Consider the following 21960-nt stretch of genomic DNA (forward strand, 5'->3'; position numbering starts at 1 on the left):
AAAGCAGGCGACTGCTATTGCAGGAGACAATCCGGAGAAGTATCAGAAAGAAATCGCAAGACTTTCTAAGGATACTTTGAATTTAGGATTCACAAAACTTTATTACACTAAAGCCAAAGACAAGGAAATGAAACTTGGTCTTGACCTGAAAGGGGGGATCAATGTTCTTTTGGAGATCAACCAAAGAGATCTTGTGAATGATTTAACGAATTATTCTACAAATCCTGTTCTTATCGAGGCTTTAAACAAAACGGATGAAGCACAGAAGAATTCTACAAAATCTTACATCGACAACTTCTTCGAGCAGTTCGATGCAATTAACAAAGCTAAAGGTGCAAATCTTAAGCTGGCAGATCCGGAAATTTTCGGAAATACTACCCTTACTGAGGTGAAGTATAACACTCCTGATGATCAGGTAAAAAGCATTGTTAAAAGAAAGATCGATGCATCTGTAGGAACAGCTTTTGAGGTCATCAGAACGAGAATTGACAAACTTGGAGCCATCCAGCCAAACGTTCAGAGAGTACCTGGTACCGCTAGAATTTCTGTGGAAATGCCTGGTATGAAGGACATTGATAAAGTGAAAAAAATGCTTCAGACTTCTGCAAAACTTCAGTTCTGGGAAGTACAGCAGGTTCCTGAAATTGCGCCTTATTTCCAGACTTTAACAACTATGGTTGCTGCAAAAGGAGATTCTATGGGAGTTGCAAAGAATGTGAACTTCATGAGCCTTTTACAGCTTGACAAATTAAGAACCAATGGTGTTGCCAATGTAAAATTATCTGATACTGCAGTTGTAAACAAAATTCTGAACAGCAAAGTAGCTCAGTCTTTACGTCCGGCTAACATTAAATATACACAGTTCATGTGGGGTTACAAACCTGAAGCTACTGATACTGAAAGCCTGGTATTGTATGCGATCAGAGGTAACATCAATCAAAAAGCTCCGGTAGACGGTGCTGTTGAAACTGCAAGCATCGGTTATGATGAACTAAGCAGAGTAGTGGTAGACATGCAGATGGATTCCAAAGGAGCAAAAGAGTGGAAAACATTAACAGAGAAAAACGTTGGAAAACCGGTTGCAGTAACTCTTGACAACAGAGTATACACCGCTCCGAACGTTGTGAACGCTATTCCTAACGGTAGAACACAGATTTCCGGTAACTTCTCTCAGGAAGAAGCTAAGGAGCTTGTAGATGTGTTAGGTGCCGGTAAATTGCCTGCAGGTGCAAAAGTAGTTCAGGCTACGGTTGTAGGTCCGTCTTTAGGACAGGAGGCTATTGACTCTGGTTTAATGTCGTTCATCATCGCATTTGCTATTATCATTGTTTATATCATTTTCTACTACGGTGGAGCTGGTGTATATGCGGTAATTGCAATGGTGATCAACTTATTCTATATTTTCGGTATTATGGATTCGGGAGACTTTACGCTTACGCTTCCAGGTATCGCAGGTATCGTTCTTACGATGGCAGTTGCAGTAGATACGAACGTTATCATTTATGAAAGAACAAAAGAAGAATTATTCGCCGGGAAAAGTATTCTTGAAGCTTACAAAGATGGTTTCAAACATGCATTGAACGCGATTATTGACGGTCACACTACTACTTTCCTTACGGCAGTTGTATTGTTCTTCTTCGGAACAGGACCTATCAAAGGTTTTGCACTGACGTTGATGATCGGTATTTTAATGACATTATTTACGTCTGTACTACTTTCAAGAGTAATGATCTTCTCAAGATTAAATAAAGGAAAAGGTCTTTCTGTATGGACTCCGGCTACGAAGAACCTGTTCAGAAATACCTGGATCGATTTCATCGGAAAGAGAAAATATGCTTACATCATTTCAGCTGTTCTTACAGTTATCTGTATCATTTCAATTGCAACGCACGGTTTCAAATACGGTATCGACTTTACAGGAGGTAGATACTATGTGGTAAGATTTGATAAAGATGTAAAAGCTGAAGATGTTGAAGAAAAATTAGTGGCATTATTCAAAACTGAAGATGGTAAAAACTCTTCTGTAGAAGCTAAAACTTTTGGAAACAACAAACAATTAAAGATCTCTACAGATTACCTGATCCAGGATGAATCTTTAAAAGCTGACCAGATTATTGAGCAAAAATTATTTGAAGGATTAAAATCACAGTTACCGGCAGGAACAACATTGAAAGATTTCAAATCTGCTGATAAAGACCATGCAGGAATTATTTCTTCTGAGAAAGTAGGACCTTCAGTGGCTGATGATATCCAGACTCACGGTATCTATGCGGTATTAGCTGCTCTGGCAATGATCTTCATTTATATCCTTGTAAGATTCAGAAAGTGGCAGTTCTCCCTTGGAGCGGTTGCTGCTCTTTTCCACGATGCGGTAATTATCTTAGGAGCATATTCACTGCTTCACAAGTATATGCCTTTCAACATGGAGATCAACCAGGATTTCATTGCTGCGATCCTTACAGTATTGGGTTACTCCATTAACGATACGGTAATTATCTTCGACAGAATCAGAGAATACCTGAGAGAGAAAAAATCTTTAACATTGGCAGGTCTGTTTGATGACTCTATTTCAAGTACATTGGGTAGAACATTCAACACCTCATTCACTACGATTCTGGTTATCCTTGCGATCTTCATTTTCGGTGGTGATAACCTGAGAGGATTCATGTTTGCGATGTTAATCGGTATCGGTTTCGGTACTTATTCATCCATCTTTGTTGCATCTGCAATTGCTTATGACTTCCTTAAAACAGGAAAAGAAGAAGAGGTACACGGCAGATCCACTTCTGCAAAAGAAGAACTTGTTTCAAAGTAATACAAACTACAATAAATTAGTAAAGGCCGTTTCGAAAGAGACGGCCTTTTTCTTTTTAACATAAAGAAATATGAAAAAAAAAAAGCTTTTTTATATGTAATGCATTATTTGTCATTATTTTAAGCATTTGATTTTTTAGTATTTATGTGAGCAGCTCTTAATTTAGAATCATTATTTTTCAGATTTCATTAATTTTGCACCATCATGGAAAATTCAAAGAAAAAAGCAGCTATAGGCTTCATATTTATTACTTTACTGATTGATATTACGGGATGGGGGATCATCATTCCTGTTGTTCCTAAATTAATTGAAGAACTTATTCATGCAGATATCAGTGAAGCCGCAAAATATGGCGGCTGGCTTGGATTTGCCTATGCATTTACACAATTTATATTTTCGCCGTTAGTTGGTAACCTGAGTGATAAATACGGGCGAAGGCCCATTATCCTGATTTCCCTTTTCGGATTTGCTGTGGATTATATTTTCCTTGCATTAGCGCCCACGATCTGGTGGCTGTTTATGGGAAGAATTATTGCCGGAATTACCGGTGCAAGTGTAACCACCGCCAGTGCTTACATTGCAGATATTTCTACGGATGAAGACCGGGCGAAAAATTTCGGACTGATAGGAGCCGCTTTTGGATTAGGTTTTATCATAGGACCTGTTCTCGGTGGGGTTCTCGGACATTACGGTGCCAGAGTTCCTTTCTATGCCGCAGCAGGTTTGTGTCTGCTTAATTTCCTGTACGGATATTTTATTCTTCCTGAAAGTCTTGATAAAGATAAAAGGAGAGAATTCGACTGGAAGCGTGCGAATCCTATTGGCTCATTTAAATTTTTAGGGAAACATCCTGAAATTTCCGGACTTATCGTTTCATTGATCTTAATTTACATTGCAGGGCATGCAGTACAGAGTAACTGGAGTTTCTTTACCATGTATAAGTTCAGCTGGACAGAAAGAATGGTGGGGATTTCGTTAGGAGTAGTAGGTTTATTGGTCGGACTTGTACAGGGTGGTCTTATCAGATGGACAACTCCAAGGCTTGGAGAGCAGAAAAGTATCTATTACGGTTTGGCTTTCTACGCAGTGGGAATGCTGTTGTTTGCCTTTGCATCAGAAGGCTGGATGATGTTTGTATTTCTGATTCCGTATTGTCTAGGAGGAATCTGCGGACCGGCTTTACAGTCTGTAATTACGAAAAGTGTTCCTTCCAATGAGCAAGGTGAACTTCAGGGGGCATTAACGAGTTTAATGAGTGCCACATCTATTATCGGACCTCCGATGATGACGAATTTGTTTTACTTTTTTACCCATGATGAAGCACCATTCAAATTTTCAGGAGCACCGTTTTTCCTGGCATTTATTTTAATGGCTCTCAGCGTTGTGATTACTTATTCTGCTTTTCAGAAAAAAAGAAAAGATCTGATTGATGTAACCTCTGAAAAAGACTTTCAGAAATAATAGATCTGTTCTATTCTGAATATATTTGTAGCTTTGGGCTCAATCTATTCGATAACTTTACTGAAGCAGTTTTACTCAGTTTTGAAACAGGAAAAACAAAATTATGAATGCATCAGACTTTGAAAAGTATCTCGAACGGATTCATTTCTCCGGTATTCCGGAAATGAATATGGAAACATTGAAGAAAATTCATCAGCTTCATCCCAAACACATTCCGTTTGAAAATATAGACCCTTATACAGGGAAAGTACCTTCTTTGAATGCTGGTGATGTCTTTAAAAAACTGGTTGTTGAATCAAGGGGAGGATACTGTTATGAACAAAACCTGCTTTTAAGTGAAGTTTTAAAATATTTAGGATTTAAAGTAAAGCTTCAGCTGGGAAGGGTAGTATGGGGAAGGCAGGAAGACAGCGTTGCTGCACAGACTCATTTACTGCTTATTGTTGATTTTGAAGATAAAAAGTACGTTGTAGACTGCGGATTTGGAACTGCTACACTTACTTCGCCAATACTTTTAAATGAAGAAGATCAGCAGCAAACGCCCAACGGAATATTTAAAGTTTCCCATAGAGAAAATACCTATACCCTTTGGATGTGGAAAGAGCAATGGCTTCCGGTGTACCGCTTTATTCCTGAGCATGTAGAGCCTATTGATCTTGAGATTTCGAATTGGTACCTGTCTACACATCCGGATTCTCATTTTAAGAATAAGCTGATCCTCTCAAAAGTAGATGAGAATGCCCGTTATACCTATACGGATCACGTTCTGAACATCAGGTCTGATGATGGTGCAAAAGAGTCTGTAACGATAGAAAATGATATTCAGTTGTATGAAATACTGATTAATACTTTCGGATTGAAGGAAAATGCAATAGAAGCCCTGAAATCAAAAGTCAGAATATGGTAGTATCAGAAAATATAACCTATAAAAGACCGGGAAGCTTGTAAAAGGCTTCCCGGTCTTGTTAATCAGATTTTTATGAGAATTATGGATAAAGGGATTTTGTCCCGTTACTTACTATATTGCTGCCCAATCCGGAGAATGATACAGAAAAATTAGTGGAATTAAAGCTTAAAGAACCTGTAGGAGTACAAAGTCCCAATGCATAGCGGCATTGTCCGTAAGCACCTGTCCTTTTTGTAATTTTACTTTCGCTTTTTGCCTTTCCTAAGCTGATATAGCCCCAATCACTTACATCTGCATTGGACACTGTAGAACCGGAATAATAAATGGTAATCTGATATCCGGCTTCACCTCGCTTGGAACCCCATAGCCAGTTAGCAGTCCACCACTGTTTATACCATTTAGAAGCTACTTTAGAAGCTTCGTCAGATGCTGCTGAATGTCCGCGGGTATCCATCATAACAAGACCTCCGAAAATGTTATCCCAGATAATACCTGTGTCACCATAAAAGCAAAATGTGGTAAATTTCCCGCTTTTGCTGTTCCATGTTATTTCCATAACATTGATTCCTGCTTTTAGTTCTTCTGTGATTGCTTCATTTAATCCTTGTTGTGCCGTTGTCAGGTTTTCTTCATCATACAGGTCTCTGATTTTCCCGATTTTTACAGAAGAAGGATCCGTGATGTTTCCTGATGCAATAAACTGGTCTTTATCTGTAATCAGTTTTTTGGATAGTTCAATGCCTTGCTGTGTTGTAATTTTACCCAGTACATTTACTCCTGCAATCTGTAAATCATTTTTCAGATAGGCTTCAAGATTTTTTCCGGATTCATCCAGTTGGTGCTGAACAGCTTCAGGAACAATTTGAGTCGAAAGAGGAGTGATCTCCTTCTTCAGATCGGCAACAGTTACCTTTGACTGAACTGTTTCCTGTTGGTTCATTTCGTTGTTTTCATTCTGGCAGCTGTTGAGAGCCAATACCGATAGTACGGCGAAAACTTTAAAAGTAGTCACTAGTTTTTTCATAATTAATATTTATTGGTTTGTGTGTTATAAATATACAGAATTATTGTTTAATTCTCATTGTTTTGAATTAAATATTTGTTAATTTATAGGTGGCAGGTAGCAAGGGGTAGGGAGCTTAAAGTTCAAGGTTTAAAGTTTAAAGTTCAAGGTTTAGGATTATAAGTTAACCCGCAACAAAACAAACCCGAATCACTTAACTCGCAACCCTGATGTAAAATCTTAAAATTTGTTTAAATTTTTAGTTTACAGTCTGTAAATGGAATAATCTTTCGTAATTTTACCGCATGGAATTAAGCATTGGAGAAATGGCACTCATTGCCATTGCAATCGTTGTATTATTCGGTCCGGATAAACTGCCTCAGATTGCGCGTGACCTAGGTGCAGGCGTTAGAAAAATGCGTGGAGCAGTAGAAGATATCAAAACTGAAATCATGAAGGAAACAGATAATCCTGTTTCTGAAATCAAGCGTGAAATCGAGAAGGTGAAAGATGCTGCCAAAGATTTCAATCCTGTGAATGATATCAAGAAAGATATTCTTACAGAGCCTTCTTCTGTTGCGTCTAATGAGCCTCCAAAACCTAAGCCGGCAGATGATGAGACTTACGAAGGACCTGTAAGCAGATAACCATGGAGGAAATCATTCAGGAAGATAAGAAGGTATTTCTCTACCTTAATAATTTGGGCAATTCATCTTTTGACCAGTTTTGGATGCTGATTTCAAGTACCTGGATCTGGGTGCCTCTTTACATTATTTTTCTTTATTTTTTATACAAAAACTATAAACTAAGATCGTTAGTTTTTATCCTTATATTCCTAGCAATTGGCGCAACGGTTTCTGACCAGCTTGCCGGTGTCTTCAAATATGGTGTGGCAAGACTCAGACCCTGCCATGACCCCACTCTGGAACATCACATGAGAATCGTGAAATGCGGCGGACAGTATGGTTTTTATTCAGCCCATGCGTCCAATACATTCTTTTTGGCTTCCTTTTTAAGTATTTTATTGAAAAATAAGCTTAAATGGTTTCCATATGCTATATTTGTATGGGCCGTGGTAGTTTCCTACAGCCGTATATATTTAGGAGTGCATTTCCCGATAGATATTTTGGTGGGGGCGTTTGTTGGATCTTTATTGGGAGTGATATTTGGTGCACTCGCCAAAAAAGTGATCAACAAACAAACTATAACTTCATGAAAAAAACTTTATTATTAGTAACTTTCTTCTGTTTCTTTCTTAATTTCTATGCCCAGGATAAAAAACTGGCTGAAGAATGTTTTAAAAAAGCTGATTATAAATGTGCTGAAGAGCAATATTTAAAGCTGGCAGAGAAAGAACAGATCCAAAAATTTCAATCAGAATATTACGATTATCTGGGAACAGCACAGAGAAGGCTTGGAAAAACTACTCAGGCTTTCAAATCTTATGATTCTGCTCTGAAAGCAAACCCTTTGTCAGTTTCTGTATACGTCAATTTGTCTTCGCTTTACAGCCAGAAAGGAAACAAAGTGAAAGCCCTGGAATATATAGAGAAAGGACTCAAAGTAAATCCTGAAACAGCAGATTTATATCTTACCCGTTCCAAAATCTACGATAGCCAGGGAAAAGAGGATCTTGCGATTAAAGATCTTAACCAGATTCTGACTTTTGCTCCTGACAATATTTTTGCAAAAACAGGGCTTGCCAATCTGAAAAAAAATAATGGCGACCTGGATGGAGCTTTAAAAGATTATAATCAGCTTCTTGCAGAAAAACCGGAATCATTACTTTATAACGGGCGGGCAGATGTTTATTTTAAAATGAAAAAATACAAGGAGGCGTTAGCCGATGCTAATAAAGCTATTTCTATAGACCCGAAATTTTCGCAGTCTTATGTGAGCAAGGCTATGATCCTGTTTGATACTTCCAAGTCAAAAGAAGCCTGCGAAAACCTTGACAAAGCAGTCGCTTTGGGATATGAAAAAGCAGTGCTGACTGATTTTTACGCTAAATGTTCAAAAAAATAACAGAAAACTACTCCTTCCAAATCATTTAATTAAATCCATACTAAAACCAAACTGGTGTAACTGTTAAAAAAAGAATTAAGAAATAGAAAAATGTTGAATATTGTTCTTGTAGAACCCGAAATACCTAATAATACAGGGAATATCGGAAGATTGTGTGTGGGAACGGAAAGCAGATTACACCTGGTACATCCTTTTGGATTTGTAATTAATGATAAAAACCTGAAGCGTTCCGGATTGGATTATTGGGTACATCTTGATGTTTCGGAATATGCAGATATAGAAGAATGGATTGAGACTGTTCCTGATAGGTCACGTGTTTTTTTAATGAGCTCACATGCTGAAAAATCTTATCTGGAAACTGATTTTCAGGACGGGGATTGGCTGGTTTTCGGAAAGGAGAGTGCAGGGCTGAGTAAAGATGTTCTTGACCGTTTTGATAATCATCTGATCATTCCTATGTCAAAACTTATCAGGAGTTTTAATATCGCCAATTCCGTTGCTTTTGTTATAGGTGAAGCAAAGAGGCAGCTCAGTCTGAAATAATAAAGAAGTTGCCTCAAAAATGTCATTCTGAATGAAATGGAATGTAATGAAGAATCTCATGCTTCTGGTTATCAATGAGATTCTTCCTTCGTCAGAAATCGAAGATTCGATGTTGTCAATGACAAAAGCCCAATTATTTAACTTTTGAAAATAGCTTTTTTTACTTTAATCGTTATGATAAGGTTTTCCCTGCAAAATCTGATCTGCACGGTAAAGCTGCTCCACAATAAACAGGCGGATCATCTGATGGGTAAAAGTCATTTTGGATAAAGACATTTTTTCATTGGCTCTGTTGTAGATTTCCTCAGAAAAGCCGTAAGCACCTCCAATCAGAATATGTATTTTTTTTACTGAAGAATTCATCCATGCATCAATTTTTGCTGAAAATTCCCGGCTGGTAAACTGTTTTCCTTTCTCATCAAGAATAACAACCAGATCGTTTTTATCAATATGATTTAAAAATAATTTAGCTTCTTCTTTTTTAAGAAGGTCAGGAGACAGATTTTTGGCATTTTTTACGTCCGGAATTTCAATGATTTCAAAATTCCAGTGTTTGGGCAGGCGGTTAAGATAATAACTGATCAAAGATGTAATTTCCTTATCATCTGTTTTACCGATACAAAGTAAGCTGATTCGCATTGTAAGAAGTTTCAGGCTGCAAAGATAGAGTTTCGGGATGGAAAGTTCAAGCTTTGGTTGCGAGGTTCTTTTGTTGCTGGCTTTTTAGTTCCGGGATTAGTTTTTTTGTTGGTTACCCAGCTTTAGACCCTAAACTTTAAAAAATCTTAACTCTCAAACACTCCCACTCTCAAACTCAAAACCCCTAATTCCTGCCACCTATTACCTTCTATCTTTTCCCATTTAATTTAATTCCCCTACCTTTGTATAAAAGACAAACAGATCGATGAGTGTAAAGGTTCCTAAATTTATTTTAAAGATTCAAGAGTTTTTCGACAGCATCCATATTCCTGTTTTGGGAATATCGCTTTGGCAGATGTTTCAGATTTATATCTCCGGAATTTTTAAAGGGAAAATAGGAAGAAAAGCAGCTGCTATTTCGTGGAGCTTTACGATAAGTCTGTTTCCGTTTATTCTCTTCCTGCTTTCTGTCTTGCCTTATATGCCGCATTATGCCAAGCTGCAGTTTTATATTTTTGAAGTATTGATGCACAATGTTTTTCCTTCCAACATGGAAGGGGATATACGAGGATATATTGAGGCCAATATTGTTCCCAATATGAAAGGGATCAGTAATCTGACCATCTTGCTGGCTTTGCTTTTTGCCACAAACGGAACTTTTTCCCTGATTAATGGCTTTAATGAGAATTCGGATGAAAAGCTGAGCGATGTAAAAGAATTCATCCTTTCCTTTTTTATTACAATTGGCTTTATTACCATTGTATTTCTGGCCCTTTTTGGAGTTTACTATGCGGAAGTTGTTATGAAACCTTTTACGCCGGCTTATGAAATTACCTGGCTTGTGGACAACCTTTCCAAGATTATCGGTTTCGTTTCCTTTCCGCTTTTTTACTTTATACTTCTGACACTATTTTACTGGCTGGGAACTGTGAAAATAACAAGATTCCGTCAGGCGGTTCCGGGAGCAATCCTGACTACTGTGCTGTTTGTGGTCACAACTTATATTTTTGCCATTTATGTAAAGGATATTGCACGGTATAACGTTCTTTACGGGTCCATAGGAAGTATGATCCTGCTGATGGTCTGGGTGAATGTAAACGTGTATCTTCTTTTATTCGGGAATGAGCTGAATATGGCAATCAGAAAACTCAGAATAGAAAAGCTGCTGTCAGATGAAATCCGGAAAGAAGCCTCAGAATATCATGCTCAGATTACTGAGCCGGATTTTGATGGCGATGAGGAACATAAAAGAAAGTTGGAGAACCGGAAGAAAGATTAATTTTCCTCCAGCTCAGGGTTTTCTTTTGAACTTATGCTAAGGATCGTAAATCCGGCAATTGCAGCAATAAAGGAAGCAATCAGAATGGCAAACTTAGCCTCATCCTGAATCGGAATTTCTTCTTTGAAGGAGAGCAGTGCAATAAAAATAGACATTGTAAATCCAATACCAGCCAGCAGACCTACACCAATCATCTGCAGCCAGTTGCTGTTCTGGGGCAGGGAACTAAGCTTTAATTTGATGGCAATCAATGAGAATAAATTGATGCCAAGAAGTTTGCCCAATACCAGTCCGCAGATAATTCCCAATCCTAATGTACTTGTAACTCCCGTCACCATTTCATTGGAAAAAGTGATATTGGTATTTGTTAATGCAAATATCGGCATGATCAGAAAACTGACCGGAATATGGAGCTGATGCTCCAGTTTTTCCAAAGGTGATATTTCTACATTGGAAGCGTTGGTAGGAATTGAAAATGCAAGTAAAACACCTGCTATAGTAGCATGGATTCCGGAGTGATGAAGGAAATACCATAAAAACAGTCCCGGAATGATATAAAAGATAATTCTGGTTACTTTTAAAAAGTTTAAGATAAAAAGTAAGGCCGTTACTCCAAAAGATAACAGAAGATAACTCCAGTGAATCTGCTCAGTATAGAAAATGGCAATCACCAGAATAGCTCCCAGATCATCTACAATAGCCAATGCTGCTAAAAATATTTTGATAGAATTCGGAATCTTTTTACCCAGCATTGAAATGATAGCCAAAGAGAAAGCAATATCCGTAGCCATAGGAATTCCCCAGCCATTGCTGTATTCTGTCCCGGTATTGAAAATGCTGTAAATTACAGCCGGGACAAGCATTCCGCCTACAGCGGCAAAAATGGGCAGGGAGGCATTTTTAAAGGATGAAAGTTCTCCTTCTATGAGTTCACGTTTTATTTCAAGGCCTACCAGAAGGAAGAATATAGCCATCAGCCCGTCATTGATCCAGATGCTGACAGGATATTCAAGCCCGAAAAGATGAGTCCCCACTTCCTTGTCTAAAAATTGCTGAAAATTTTCTGCAGCAGAGGAGTTGGCAATAAGCAATGAAATAAGTACACAGAAAATAAGAATAATTCCTGATGACTGACTGTTGTTGAAAAATTTTTTAAAGTAAAGAGATAAATTCATGTTATGATTGTAGTCGTCTCACTCTGGAAACACCATTAATACTTTTAAGTTTTCTAAAGGTCTCTTCAAGCTGACCTTTATTTTTGACTTCTAGATTGATATTTCCTGTGAAAACACCGTTGTTGGATTCAATGGACATACTTTTCATATCCATTCCCATACTTCCGCTGATGACCGTTGTAATATCGTTGATCATTCCCATTCTGTCAAGTCCTTCAATCTCAATTTTCACCCTGTTTTTGAAGCTTTCCGCATTCACCCATTTAGCAGGAATTACACGGTAGTCGTACTGGGCTCTCAGATTAATGGCATTCGGGCAGTTGTCACTGTGTACCTTGATTCCATCTGAAATGGTGATAAATCCGAAAATTTTATCTCCCGGAATTACGGTACAGCATTTTGCATAGCTGTAGTTAAGCTTCTCTTCATCTTTTCCAAAGACAATCATATCAAGGTTTTCCTCTTTCGGTTCCTCGAAATGCTGGCTTTTATTGGGTGATTTTCTGAATCTTGAAAGTAAGTTGTTGAATACATTTTTACTTTCTATATATCTTCTCAGGCTGCTGACATCCAGCTCATTACTTTGGAATTTAAGGAATAATTCCTGAGATGATTTTAAATTGAAGAACTTTTGCAGCTTGTTAATTTCTTCATCATTGAAATTGATTTTCGCATGACGGAGCTTTCTCTGCAGGATTTCTTTTCCTTCTTCTACAAGCTGATTTTTCTGAGAGTTCAGGTAACTCTTGATTTTGGACTTGGCTTTTGAGGTCACCACAAATTCCAGCCAGTCAGATTTTGGTTTCTGATTCTGAGAGGAAAGGATGTCTACCTGATCTCCGTTTTGAAGGATATAGGAAATAGGAACAAGCTTACCGTTGATTTTAGCCCCTAAACATTTCATTCCCAGATCGGAGTGAACAGAGAAGGCGAAATCCAGAGCCGTAGCATTGGTCGGAAGGATTTTAATCTCTCCTTTTGGCGTAAAGACAAATACTTCTTTGGAATATAGGTTAAGCTTAATGTTGTCCAAAAGTTCCGAAGTGGAAAGGTTCTGCTGCTGCTCCAGTACTTCACGGATTTCAGTGACCCATTTTTCAAAGTTTCTGTCATCGGAGCTTTGCTTATACCCTTCTTTGTATTTATAATGTGCGGCAACTCCTTTTTCAGCGATTTCGTCCATCCTTTCTGAACGGATCTGTACTTCAATCCATTTTTTGTCAGGCCCTAAAACGGTTAAGTGCAAACTCTCATACCCTGTAGAACGGGGCTGGGTAATCCAGTCACGCATTCTTGAAGGGTTACTGTGGTACACGTCTGTAACGATAGAGTAGATCTTCCAGGCAAGGAATTTTTCATTTTTAGCATCCGATTTATAAATAATTCTGATGGCATAGTTGTCAAAAACTTCTTCAAAGGAAACTCCCTGCTTCAGCATTTTCCTGTAGATAGAGGAAATGGCTTTTGCGCGGCCTTTGATTTTAAAGTTTAAGCCTTCTTCATGTAATCTTTCGGATACTTCTTTTTTGAACTCTTCGATATACCTTTCACGGCTTTCTTTGGCTAATTCCAATTTTTCCGTGATTTCGTTATATACTTCAGGATTGTTATATTTTAAAGAAAGGTCTTCCAGCTCAGATTTGATGTTATATAATCCAAGACGGTGAGCCATCGGAGCGTAGATATAAACCGTTTCAGAAGCAATTTTTTTCTGTTTGTCCGGGGCCATACTCTCCAGGGTCCGCATATTGTGGAGGCGGTCCGCAATTTTAATCAGAATCACCCTGAAGTCTTCGGATAAGGTCAGTAACAGTTTTCTGTAGTTTTCAGACTGCACAGAGATATTCTGATGGTTCATGATGGAAATCTTGGTCAGTCCATTCACGATATTCGCGATCTTTTCTCCAAAGATTTTCTTCAGATCTTCGTAAGTGTAATCAGAGTCTTCAATCACATCATGCAAAAGCGCACAGGCAATAGAAGTAGCACCCAGACCAATTTCTGTCGCTACAATTTTAGCAACAGCAATAGGGTGGTAGATGTAAGGTTCCCCGGATTTTCTCCTTTGATCCTTGTGGGCATCCAGAGCGATATCGAATGCCTTCCGGATGAGCTTATTATTTTCCTCATCCAACGTTCTGTATGTGTTAGAAATCAGGTCCTTATATCTTGCAAGGATTTCCTTATTCTCTTGTTCTAAATCGTAACTCATTTGTGCACATGCCTATAATTAGACGAAAATACGAAATTTTTTACTTTTTTCAAACATAAAAGATCCGCAGCATACACTGCGGATCTCCGGTTATCAGGTTTTTATATGATTAGAATTTTACTTCAGAATTCATCCCGTCGCTTGATGTTTTAATCTTAATATCAGGACTGTTATGAATTTCTGCTCTGTTTCTTGCGTCGATATATTTTTTGATCGTATCATAATTTGTTTCACTGACGCTCATATTTTCAAATAAGTATGATTTCAGGGCCGCATTCTGAATAAATACATTCCGTGCAAGGTCAATCTGTGTATTATCTTTTACCGTAACACTTGCCAGGTACTGTGAATTATTAGAATCACTATTAAGGTATATAATGTAATCTTCATTTTCAAATCCTGAATTTTCCAGATCACCCTCCAGTTTTTTGTAGTCGCTGTGATGCTCAAATAGTCCAGCTAATATATTTGACATAGTTAATTGGTTTTAAAGTTATGACTAAAGTTAGTAATAATTTTCCGATTATCATTGTATTTAAGGCAATATAATTTGTTAATTAACATTCTGTTTTCAATAGAAAAAGATAATGTTTGAAAATAATTATTGAACAGGTGTTTAATTTTAGTGATTGGATAATGTTTGTGTTTTTGCAAGATAAAGTTTCTGAGTTTATTTATCCATAAACAAAAAGCCCCGGAAAATAATTCCCAGGGCCCACTATTGGTTAAATAATGATTAATTAAATTCTTTCGTTTTTGATTTCCTCTACAATTTCAGGATTCAAAAGAGTGGTGATATCTCCGAAGTTACTGAAGTCACCTTCAGTAATTTTTCTCAGGATTCTACGCATAATTTTTCCGGAACGTGTTTTCGGAAGCCCGGAAACAAACTGTATTTTATCCAGCTTGGCAATCGGGCCGATCTGATCTGAAATCAGTTGGTTAATTTCTTTTTTCAGGTTTTCCTTATCGCGGCTCTCCCCGGTTTCTTTAAGCATTACATATCCGTAAAGTGCATTTCCTTTGATATCGTGAGGATAGCCTACAATAGCAGATTCTGCAACTGCAGGGTGCTGGTTGATGCTGTCTTCAATTGGAGCAGTTCCCAGGTTGTGTCCTGAAACAATGATCACATCATCTACACGTCCGGTAATTCTGTAATAACCAACTTCATCCCTTAATGCACCGTCTCCGGTAAAATATTTTCCCGGGAAGGCTGTGAAGTACGTTTCTTTATATCTCTGATGGTCTCCCCAGATGGTTCTTGCAATTCCCGGCCATGGAAAACGGATGCAAAGATTTCCGGTTACCTGGTTACCTGTAATTTCATTTCGTTTATCATCCATCAGGACAGGCTGTACACCTGGCAATGGAAGGGTAGCATAGGTAGGTTTGGTGGGTGTCACAAAAGGAAGCGGTGAAATCATAATTCCTCCTGTTTCTGTCTGCCACCAGGTATCTACAATAGGACATTTTTTTCTTCCGACATGGTCATTGAACCAATGCCATGCTTCGTCATTGATAGGTTCCCCCACAGAACCTATTACTTTAAGGGAGCTAAGATCATGCTTATCTACCCATTCTGCACTTTCTTTTGCTAAAGAACGTATAGCTGTAGGGGCGGTGTAAAACTGAGTGATCTTATGCTTTTCAATCACTTCCCAGAAACGATCTGGTTCAGGATAGGTAGGAACGCCTTCGAAAATTACTGTTGTTGCGCCATTCAATAGAGGTCCGTAAAGGATATAAGAATGTCCGGTAATCCAACCGATGTCCGCAGTACACCAATAGATATCATTTTCCTTATAATTGAATACATTTTTAAAGGTATAAGCGGTATACACCATATAGCCGGCGCAGGTATGAAGCATTCCTTTTGGTTTTCCTGTAGACCCGGAAGTATACAGGATGAAAAGGGGATCTTCAGAATCCATAATGACAGTGACGAAATCAGGAGAAGCTTTTTCATACAAATCAGCCATCCAGTGATCTCTTCCTTCTTTCATCTTGATTTCATTGTGGGTTCTTTTTACCACAAGAACACTTTCAACAGTTGGTGTCTTTTCCAATGCATCATCTACTATGCTTTTAAGATCAAGAACTTTATTTCCTCTATAGCTTCCATCCGAAGTAATGACCATTTTCGCTTCACAGTCATTCACTCTGGAAGCTACTGCTGAAGCTGAGAATCCTGCAAAGATAACAGAATGCACAGCACCCAGTTTGGCGCAGGCAAGCATTGTAATGGCAAGTTCAGGAATCATAGGAAGGTAAATGCAGACCCTGTCTCCTTTTTCAATACCCATGTCACGAAGTACATTGGCTGTTTTATTGACACGTGTATAGAGTTCGTTGTAAGAAATGTGTTGTGCTTGTTCTTTAGGATCATTGGGTTCCCAGATGATAGCCGTTTTATCTCCTCTTATCGCCAGATGCCTGTCGATACAGTTTTTGGTAATATTGAGTTTTGCATTTTTAAACCATGTGATTTTGGCTTCATTCATATCGTACTTAACAACCTTGCTCCATCGTTGGTACCACACGAAATTCTGATCCGCTACCTTATCCCAGAATTTTTTTGGGTTTTTGATAGATTTTTTATAGTCTTCAAAATATTGTGGTAAATCTTCTATCAAGTAATTTCTCATATCCCTTTCGTTTTTGAAATTTGAATTTATTATATTTTAAATTTATGTTTAATTTCCCGTTTAAGGCCTATATTCTTTGATTTTTTCCTGAATTTCATCAATGATTTTTTCATCATCAATCGTTGATGGAATCTGGAAATCTTTCCCGTCCAGTAAGGTCCTGATCAGCTTTCTCAAAATCTTTCCTGACCTGGTTTTCGGTAATCGTTTGACAATCATGGCATTTTTAAGAAAAGCTACCGCTCCTATTTTGTTGCGGACCATCTGAATAATGTCTTTCTCTATGTCTTCTTCGGAAATAGCTGAGCCGTTTTTTAAAACTATTGTTGCAAAAGGAACCTGTCCTTTTAAATCATCATCAATACCTACCACAGCGCATTCGGCAACATCCGGATGTGAGGAAACGATTTCTTCCATTTCAGAAGTGGAAAGCCTGTGTCCTGCTACATTGATTACATCATCCACTCTTCCCGTAATGAATATATAACCGTCCTCATCCTGTATGGCGCCGTCTCCTGAGAAATAGTACCCTTTATACTGAGAAAGATAGCTGCTTTCAAAACGACCATAGTCTTTCCAGATTCCAAGCATGGCGCCTGGTGGGAGAGGAAGTTTGATTACAAGGTAACCTTCATGATGGGGATCCAGTTCAAAGCCATTTTCATCAAAGATTTTAATATCATATCCCGGAACAGGTTTTCCGGCAGATGCCCTTTTGATCTGATAATTTTCATCATGAGTCAATAATCCAAGCATAGGCCAGCCGGATTCTGTCTGCCACCAATGATCTATTGCCGGAACGCCAATATGCTCTGCAAACCAGTCCAGAGTGGCTACATCGCATCTTTCACCTGCCAGAAACTGTTTTCTGAAGTGGGTTAAATCGTATTTTTTTACCAGTTCCCCGTTCGGATCTTCTTTTTTAATAGCTCTGATAGCAGTAGGCGCTGTAAACATCACCGAAACTTTATATTCTGATATGATTCTCCAGAAAGTTCCGGCATCAGGAGTCATGACAGGCTTTCCTTCGAAAATGATCGTCGTATTCCTGTTGATTAATGGCCCGTATACAGAAAAACTATGTCCTACAGCCCACCCGAAGTCTGAAGCAGCCCAATAGGTTTCTCCAGGCTCTACACCATACACATAGGTCATTGAGAATTGTAATGCCGTGGCATATCCTCCGGTATCACGAACAATTCCTTTGGGCTTTCCGGTAGTACCTGACGTGTAAAGCAGGTAAAGCGGATGGGTAGATTCTACAGAAACACATTCTGCCGGAGCTGATTTCTGTACCAGTTCTTCATAATCAATTAGTCCGTCAAACATTTCATCCTGATTATCCACTAATCTTCTATTGTATACAACGATATTGTCTACTTTATCCTGAGCCAGTTCAATCGCTTTTTCTACCAGTGGCAGATAAGGAATTCTTTTGGCAATTTCCACACCGGCTGTAGCAGTGATTAAAACTTTAGGTTTACAATCGTCAATTCTTACCACAAGCTCATGGGGAGCAAAGCCTCCGAAAACTACATTGTGAATGACTCCGATTCTTGCACATGCCAGCATAGCAAAAAGCGTCTGCGGAATCATCGGCATATAAATAACGGCTGTATCTCCTTTTTTTAATCCTAAAGAAATCAACCCACCAGCCAGCTTTGCAATTTCCTCTTGCGCCTGGTTGAAAGTGTAGGTTTTCTTTTGGCTGGTAACAGGGGAATCATAAACAATGGCAATCTGATCTCCAAATCCGTCTTCAATATGTTTATCGATACATAAATAGCACATATTGAGCTTTCCATCAGAAAACCACTGTGGGTAACCATTTTCGTCTTTGGAAAGGATCTGTTGGGGAAAATCAAACCATTGTATTTTTCCGGCCTGTTCTTTCCAGAAGCCTTCTTTATTTTCTATGCTTTGTTTAAATAATGTATCTGTTTTCATGTCAATAATCTTGTGTTGGGTTTAAGCTGTGCTATTGCGGGCCGGAGGCGAAGCAATCTAAAACATCTCCTCAATCTGCTGCATCAGCTTTTTGATCGAGTAGGGTTTCGTGACGTAAGCATCTGCGCCCATTTCCATTCCTTTTTCAATATCTCTGGGATTGTTTTTGGCGCTCAGAAAGATCACTTTGGTATCTTTCAGTTTTTCATCCTGCCTGATGATATCCAAAGTGCTGTATCCGTCAAGGTTCGGCATCATAATATCAAGAAGAATGACATCCGGAACCATTGTTTTCAGGAAGTCAAGGACTTCTGTGCCGTCTCTGGCAATATAAACGTCATATCCGTTTTTCTTAAAGCTGTATTCCAGCGACATTAATATTTTGTGTTCGTCATCCGCAATAATGATCTTTCTCATAAAAAGGTTTTAATGGTGTTCAACTTCATTTGTAATCTCTTTTTTAGTTTTTTTGGGAATGCTTATGGTGAAAGTTACGCCCAGTCCGCTGTTTTCTGCTTTTATACTTCCTCCAAGTGCCTGTACTATTTTTTTGGAAATGGCCAGTCCCAGTCCGCTTCCCGTAGGTTTTAAAATATTCTGATTCTTTGACTGATAAAACTTGTCAAAAATCATTTCCAGATCCTCTTCGGGAATATGTAAAATGGTAATCACCAGCTGTTCGTCTTTTTCAAATAACTTGGTCTGGATAGTGCCTTGTTCATCTGTAAATTTTAAAGCATTTCCCCAGATGTTCTGAAACAGTTGAATCATTCTCGCTTCATCATATTCAAATATAAACTGATTCAGGAGATTTACTTCACTTAAATGAATGTTTTTCTGCTGTATCAGATGAAGAAGCGGATTTAATGCTTTTTTATAAGTCTCAAGAATGTTGTTTTCCTGAATATGTAAAGAGATTTCACCATGCTGCAGTTTGTCCAGGTAAAGGATATCGTTGATGATTTCACTTAATCTGTCAGATTCTGTAATGATGTTGTTTAAAAATTCCTGTTTAATGTCAAAAGGAATATCATCATCGTCCGCTAAAATTTCTCCCGCAGAGCGGATGGCTGTAATCGGGGTTCTCAGCTCATGAGCAACGGAATCCAGGAAATCATCTTTCTGTCGGTCTTTAATGATAAGACTTTCGTTGGCATTTCTTAAGTCATCAGAAAGTTTCTGCAGTTCTTCAGACTGTTCTGTAAGCTTTTTGTTTAAGGTGATATTTTCTTTGGATTCTTCAAGGATATTCAGTACTTCTTTTAAAGATATTTTATCTTCTTTGGTGACGCCTTCAATCAATATTTTTGCGGAAGCAGTTCCGATTCTTCCTGCCAAAAGATTTTCTGAGAATTTGATAAACCTTGAATCAGCAGTCTCAGTATTGGAATCGATGTTATATTTTAAATTAAAAATTCTTAATGCCTGTTCTGTTTTATTTTTGCCTAAAAAACGTTCAAGGATATTCCGGATATCCGAAATATAGGCTGTACCGCGCCAGATGAAAGCATTTTCATGATTCTGAATGTATTTGTCAATATCAACGTAGAGTTCAGCAAAGTTCCTTTCTCGGTAATTCCCTTTTGAGCTTACGGAAATAATGGTAAACAAGCCGGTATTTACCAGCATCGACCAGAAAAAAATCTGTGGAATTCTTCCCAGATAAGGAATCGTGAAAAAACCGAAAGCATTATACATATCTCTCAGCACACCTTTGAACTCCTGGTTGTAAGAAAAATAATACTGGGGAATAATCAACCCGAAATAACAGATTATTAATCCGGCTATAAGTCCTGTAACGGCACCTTTATAACTTCCTCTTCTCCAGAATAAAGCCCCGAAAAATGCCGGAGCTAGCTGTGCAATGACCACAAATGAGATCAGTCCTACAGAATCCAGTGAAGTTTTCAGAATGAAATATTTATAGAAAGCAAAAGCCATGATGACCAAAGCAAAAATGCTGAATTTTCTGATATTGGTGATGCTTCTGGTATTTTGCTCCTCGTTTTCAGATTTTAGTTTTCCCAATAATCCATAAGGAATGATGAGGTTATTGGAAAGCATGATAGATAGAGTAATGGCAGAAATAATGATCATGGAAATGCATGAGCTCAATCCTCCCAGAAATACAAATACCGTGATTAAGGTGTTGTCAAAATGCTGTGGAATCAGGATAGAGTAGAACTCAGGATTTACTTTTTGTCCGTCAAAAATCAACCTGCCGCCCCAGGCAATGGGAAAAATAAATACGGTGAAGATCAAAAGATAAAGTGGGAAAAACCAAATGGCTGTTCTGATGTGCTTTTCCTGTCTGTTTTCAACAATCGCAGTGTGAAACTGCCTTGGTAAAATGCATATGGCTGTAGCGGAAATCATACAAAGAACCATCCAGTTCATGGCACCTTCAATTCCGTTAAAGGTATTTTTTTCTTTAAAATCTGCAAATTTGCTGGCTTTTTCATAAATATCTGAGAATCCGTCAAAGACATAGTAAATGACAAAAAAACCGAGAATGATGATAAAAAATAGTTTTAAAAAGCTTTCCAATGCAATTGCTGAGATAATACCCAGCCGTTTTTCTGAAGCATCCACATATCTAGTTCCGTAATAGGATGAAAATAAGGCAATTAAAACTACCACAAAAGTTGCATTATCGGTCAGGATATCATTAGACATCGGAGTTTCCGTTACCAGATGGAAGGTTTCAGAAATAGCTTTGATCTGCAGTCCGATATAAGGAACAATGGCCAGCAGACAAACTACCGTGATAATAGCACTCAGGCTTCTGCTGTTCCCGTATCTCAATGAAATAAAATCAGCAAGGCTGCTTATTTTGTTGACTCTTGAAATTCTTACAATCCTCGTATTAATATAGATCCATGCCGGAATAATCATGATAGGGGCAATGTAGATCGGAAGATAATTTAATCCGCTTGTTGCAGCAACGCCTATGCTTCCATAATACGTCCATGCAGTACAATAAACTGTAAGAGACAAAGCATAAATATAGGGGTTGTTGATCCAGATCTTACTTCTTTTCTTCTCTGCCAGATAAGCAACTAAGAACAGAAGAGCCAGATAAAACAAAACCACAAAAAATAAGGCGAAACTACTCATCATATCTTTTTACAATTACAAAAGAAATGATAATGGAAATCATCCATACCACGAACATATAAATAAGAATCATAGGATAGCCCAAAACCTCCCTGTCACTATTGAAAAGCAGTGAAATAGGAATACTGAAAGCAATCATAAGCCCTATGCTCAGTATGATAAGTTTTTGCTCGTGTCTTTTTTTCATAA

18 protein-coding genes are annotated in these 21960 nt (G+C 38.2%); 8 read left to right on the top strand and 10 right to left on the bottom strand.

Features of this window, described 5'->3' with window-relative positions:
* From secD to ACE3RB_RS13750, 3 genes are all read left to right on the top strand, one after another.
* Positions 1-2815, top strand: a 2815-nt coding sequence (gene secD / locus ACE3RB_RS13740) for a protein translocase subunit SecD (RefSeq protein WP_374464731.1), incomplete at its 5' end; no start/stop codon positions are given.
* Between the two features lie 204 nt (positions 2816-3019).
* Positions 3020-4276, top strand: coding sequence for a TCR/Tet family MFS transporter (locus ACE3RB_RS13745; protein ID WP_374464732.1), 1257 nt, complete (start codon positions 3020-3022; stop codon positions 4274-4276).
* 103 nt (positions 4277-4379) lie between these two features.
* Positions 4380-5183, top strand: a complete 804-nt coding sequence (locus ACE3RB_RS13750) for an arylamine N-acetyltransferase (protein WP_374464733.1) — start codon at positions 4380-4382, stop codon at positions 5181-5183.
* A 79-nt stretch (positions 5184-5262) separates the two neighbouring features.
* Here ACE3RB_RS13750 and ACE3RB_RS13755 read toward each other — a convergent pair whose 3' ends face one another.
* Entirely contained in the window at positions 5263-6207 is a 945-nt protein-coding gene (locus tag ACE3RB_RS13755; protein WP_374464734.1) for a hypothetical protein, read from the bottom strand.
* Positions 6208-6491: 284 nt separating this feature from the next.
* Here ACE3RB_RS13755 and ACE3RB_RS13760 point away from each other — a divergent pair, with 284 nt between their 5' ends.
* The 4 genes from ACE3RB_RS13760 to ACE3RB_RS13775 all read left to right on the top strand — a co-directional run bounded on the left by ACE3RB_RS13760 (position 6492) and on the right by ACE3RB_RS13775 (position 8754).
* The gene (locus ACE3RB_RS13760; RefSeq protein WP_002980342.1) at positions 6492-6833 is read left to right on the top strand and encodes a twin-arginine translocase TatA/TatE family subunit; all 342 of its coding nucleotides are present in this window, start codon (positions 6492-6494) and stop codon (positions 6831-6833) included.
* Between the two features lie 2 nt (positions 6834-6835).
* Entirely contained in the window at positions 6836-7402 is a 567-nt protein-coding gene (locus tag ACE3RB_RS13765) for a phosphatase PAP2 family protein (RefSeq protein ID WP_002980340.1), read from the top strand.
* Positions 7399-8211, top strand: a complete 813-nt coding sequence (locus ACE3RB_RS13770) for a tetratricopeptide repeat protein (RefSeq protein ID WP_374464735.1) — start codon at positions 7399-7401, stop codon at positions 8209-8211. The genes ACE3RB_RS13765 and ACE3RB_RS13770 overlap by 4 nt, the downstream gene beginning before the upstream one ends.
* Positions 8212-8301: 90 nt before the next feature.
* Positions 8302-8754, top strand: a complete 453-nt coding sequence (locus ACE3RB_RS13775; protein WP_374464736.1) for a tRNA (cytidine(34)-2'-O)-methyltransferase — start codon at positions 8302-8304, stop codon at positions 8752-8754.
* Between the two features lie 165 nt (positions 8755-8919).
* Here the strand turns inward: ACE3RB_RS13775 and ACE3RB_RS13780 are convergent, their stop codons facing one another.
* Positions 8920-9393 carry a 23S rRNA (pseudouridine(1915)-N(3))-methyltransferase RlmH gene (locus tag ACE3RB_RS13780; RefSeq protein WP_374464737.1) on the bottom strand — a complete coding sequence of 158 codons (474 nt, stop codon included), beginning with the start codon at positions 9391-9393 and terminating at the stop codon, positions 8920-8922.
* A gap of 265 nt (positions 9394-9658) precedes the next feature.
* Here ACE3RB_RS13780 and ACE3RB_RS13785 point away from each other — a divergent pair, with 265 nt between their 5' ends.
* Positions 9659-10672, top strand: coding sequence for a YihY/virulence factor BrkB family protein (locus tag ACE3RB_RS13785; RefSeq protein ID WP_374464738.1), 1014 nt, complete (start codon positions 9659-9661; stop codon positions 10670-10672).
* Here ACE3RB_RS13785 and nhaA read toward each other — a convergent pair.
* The 8 genes from nhaA to ACE3RB_RS13825 form a co-directional block, all read right to left on the bottom strand.
* Positions 10669-11847: a Na+/H+ antiporter NhaA gene (gene nhaA, locus ACE3RB_RS13790; RefSeq protein WP_374464739.1), complete on the bottom strand. Its 1179-nt coding sequence runs from the start codon at positions 11845-11847 to the stop codon at positions 10669-10671. The genes ACE3RB_RS13785 and nhaA overlap by 4 nt on opposite strands.
* Position 11848: 1 nt before the next feature.
* Entirely contained in the window at positions 11849-14059 is a 2211-nt protein-coding gene (locus tag ACE3RB_RS13795) for a bifunctional (p)ppGpp synthetase/guanosine-3',5'-bis(diphosphate) 3'-pyrophosphohydrolase (RefSeq protein WP_374464740.1), read from the bottom strand.
* Positions 14060-14168: 109 nt separating this feature from the next.
* Positions 14169-14534 carry a hypothetical protein gene (locus ACE3RB_RS13800; RefSeq protein ID WP_332385486.1) on the bottom strand — a complete coding sequence of 122 codons (366 nt, stop codon included), beginning with the start codon at positions 14532-14534 and terminating at the stop codon, positions 14169-14171.
* A gap of 265 nt (positions 14535-14799) precedes the next feature.
* Complete coding sequence (acs, locus tag ACE3RB_RS13805) at positions 14800-16737, bottom strand: acetate--CoA ligase (RefSeq protein ID WP_374464768.1); 1938 nt, start codon at positions 16735-16737, stop codon at positions 14800-14802.
* A 30-nt stretch (positions 16738-16767) separates the two neighbouring features.
* Positions 16768-18654: an AMP-binding protein gene (locus ACE3RB_RS13810; protein ID WP_374464741.1), complete on the bottom strand. Its 1887-nt coding sequence runs from the start codon at positions 18652-18654 to the stop codon at positions 16768-16770.
* A 57-nt stretch (positions 18655-18711) separates the two neighbouring features.
* On the bottom strand, positions 18712-19071 hold the full coding sequence (locus ACE3RB_RS13815; protein ID WP_374464742.1) for a response regulator transcription factor: 360 nt from the start codon (positions 19069-19071) through the stop codon (positions 18712-18714).
* Between the two features lie 9 nt (positions 19072-19080).
* Positions 19081-21771 carry an ATP-binding protein gene (locus ACE3RB_RS13820; protein WP_374464769.1) on the bottom strand — a complete coding sequence of 897 codons (2691 nt, stop codon included), beginning with the start codon at positions 21769-21771 and terminating at the stop codon, positions 19081-19083.
* Positions 21764-21958 (bottom strand): hypothetical protein, encoded by a 195-nt coding sequence (locus ACE3RB_RS13825; protein WP_374464743.1) that lies wholly within the window; start codon positions 21956-21958, stop codon positions 21764-21766. Before ACE3RB_RS13825 ends, ACE3RB_RS13820 begins: the two co-directional genes overlap by 8 nt.
* Between the last annotated feature and the right edge of the window lie 2 nt (positions 21959-21960).

The sequence above is a fragment of the Chryseobacterium sp. genome (assembly GCF_041914225.1).
Lineage (GTDB): Bacteria > Bacteroidota > Bacteroidia > Flavobacteriales > Weeksellaceae > Chryseobacterium.

Excerpts from the sequence above, each read along its gene's own strand:
- ACE3RB_RS13745 (WP_374464732.1), top strand. The coding sequence starts at position 3,020 with ATGGAAAATTCAAAGAAAAAAGCAGCTATAGGCTTCATATTTATTACT.
- ACE3RB_RS13750 (WP_374464733.1), top strand. The coding sequence starts at position 4,380 with ATGAATGCATCAGACTTTGAAAAGTATCTCGAACGGATTCATTTCTCC.
- ACE3RB_RS13755 (WP_374464734.1), bottom strand. The coding sequence starts at position 6,207 with ATGAAAAAACTAGTGACTACTTTTAAAGTTTTCGCCGTACTATCGGTA.
- ACE3RB_RS13760 (WP_002980342.1), top strand. The coding sequence starts at position 6,492 with ATGGAATTAAGCATTGGAGAAATGGCACTCATTGCCATTGCAATCGTT.
- ACE3RB_RS13765 (WP_002980340.1), top strand. The coding sequence starts at position 6,836 with ATGGAGGAAATCATTCAGGAAGATAAGAAGGTATTTCTCTACCTTAAT.
- ACE3RB_RS13770 (WP_374464735.1), top strand. The coding sequence starts at position 7,399 with ATGAAAAAAACTTTATTATTAGTAACTTTCTTCTGTTTCTTTCTTAAT.
- ACE3RB_RS13775 (WP_374464736.1), top strand. The coding sequence starts at position 8,302 with ATGTTGAATATTGTTCTTGTAGAACCCGAAATACCTAATAATACAGGG.
- ACE3RB_RS13780 (WP_374464737.1), bottom strand. The coding sequence starts at position 9,393 with ATGCGAATCAGCTTACTTTGTATCGGTAAAACAGATGATAAGGAAATT.
- ACE3RB_RS13785 (WP_374464738.1), top strand. The coding sequence starts at position 9,659 with ATGAGTGTAAAGGTTCCTAAATTTATTTTAAAGATTCAAGAGTTTTTC.
- nhaA (WP_374464739.1), bottom strand. The coding sequence starts at position 11,847 with ATGAATTTATCTCTTTACTTTAAAAAATTTTTCAACAACAGTCAGTCA.
- ACE3RB_RS13795 (WP_374464740.1), bottom strand. The coding sequence starts at position 14,059 with ATGAGTTACGATTTAGAACAAGAGAATAAGGAAATCCTTGCAAGATAT.
- ACE3RB_RS13800 (WP_332385486.1), bottom strand. The coding sequence starts at position 14,534 with ATGTCAAATATATTAGCTGGACTATTTGAGCATCACAGCGACTACAAA.
- ACE3RB_RS13810 (WP_374464741.1), bottom strand. The coding sequence starts at position 18,654 with ATGAAAACAGATACATTATTTAAACAAAGCATAGAAAATAAAGAAGGC.
- ACE3RB_RS13815 (WP_374464742.1), bottom strand. The coding sequence starts at position 19,071 with ATGAGAAAGATCATTATTGCGGATGACGAACACAAAATATTAATGTCG.
- ACE3RB_RS13820 (WP_374464769.1), bottom strand. The coding sequence starts at position 21,771 with ATGAGTAGTTTCGCCTTATTTTTTGTGGTTTTGTTTTATCTGGCTCTT.
- ACE3RB_RS13825 (WP_374464743.1), bottom strand. The coding sequence starts at position 21,958 with ATGAAAAAAAGACACGAGCAAAAACTTATCATACTGAGCATAGGGCTT.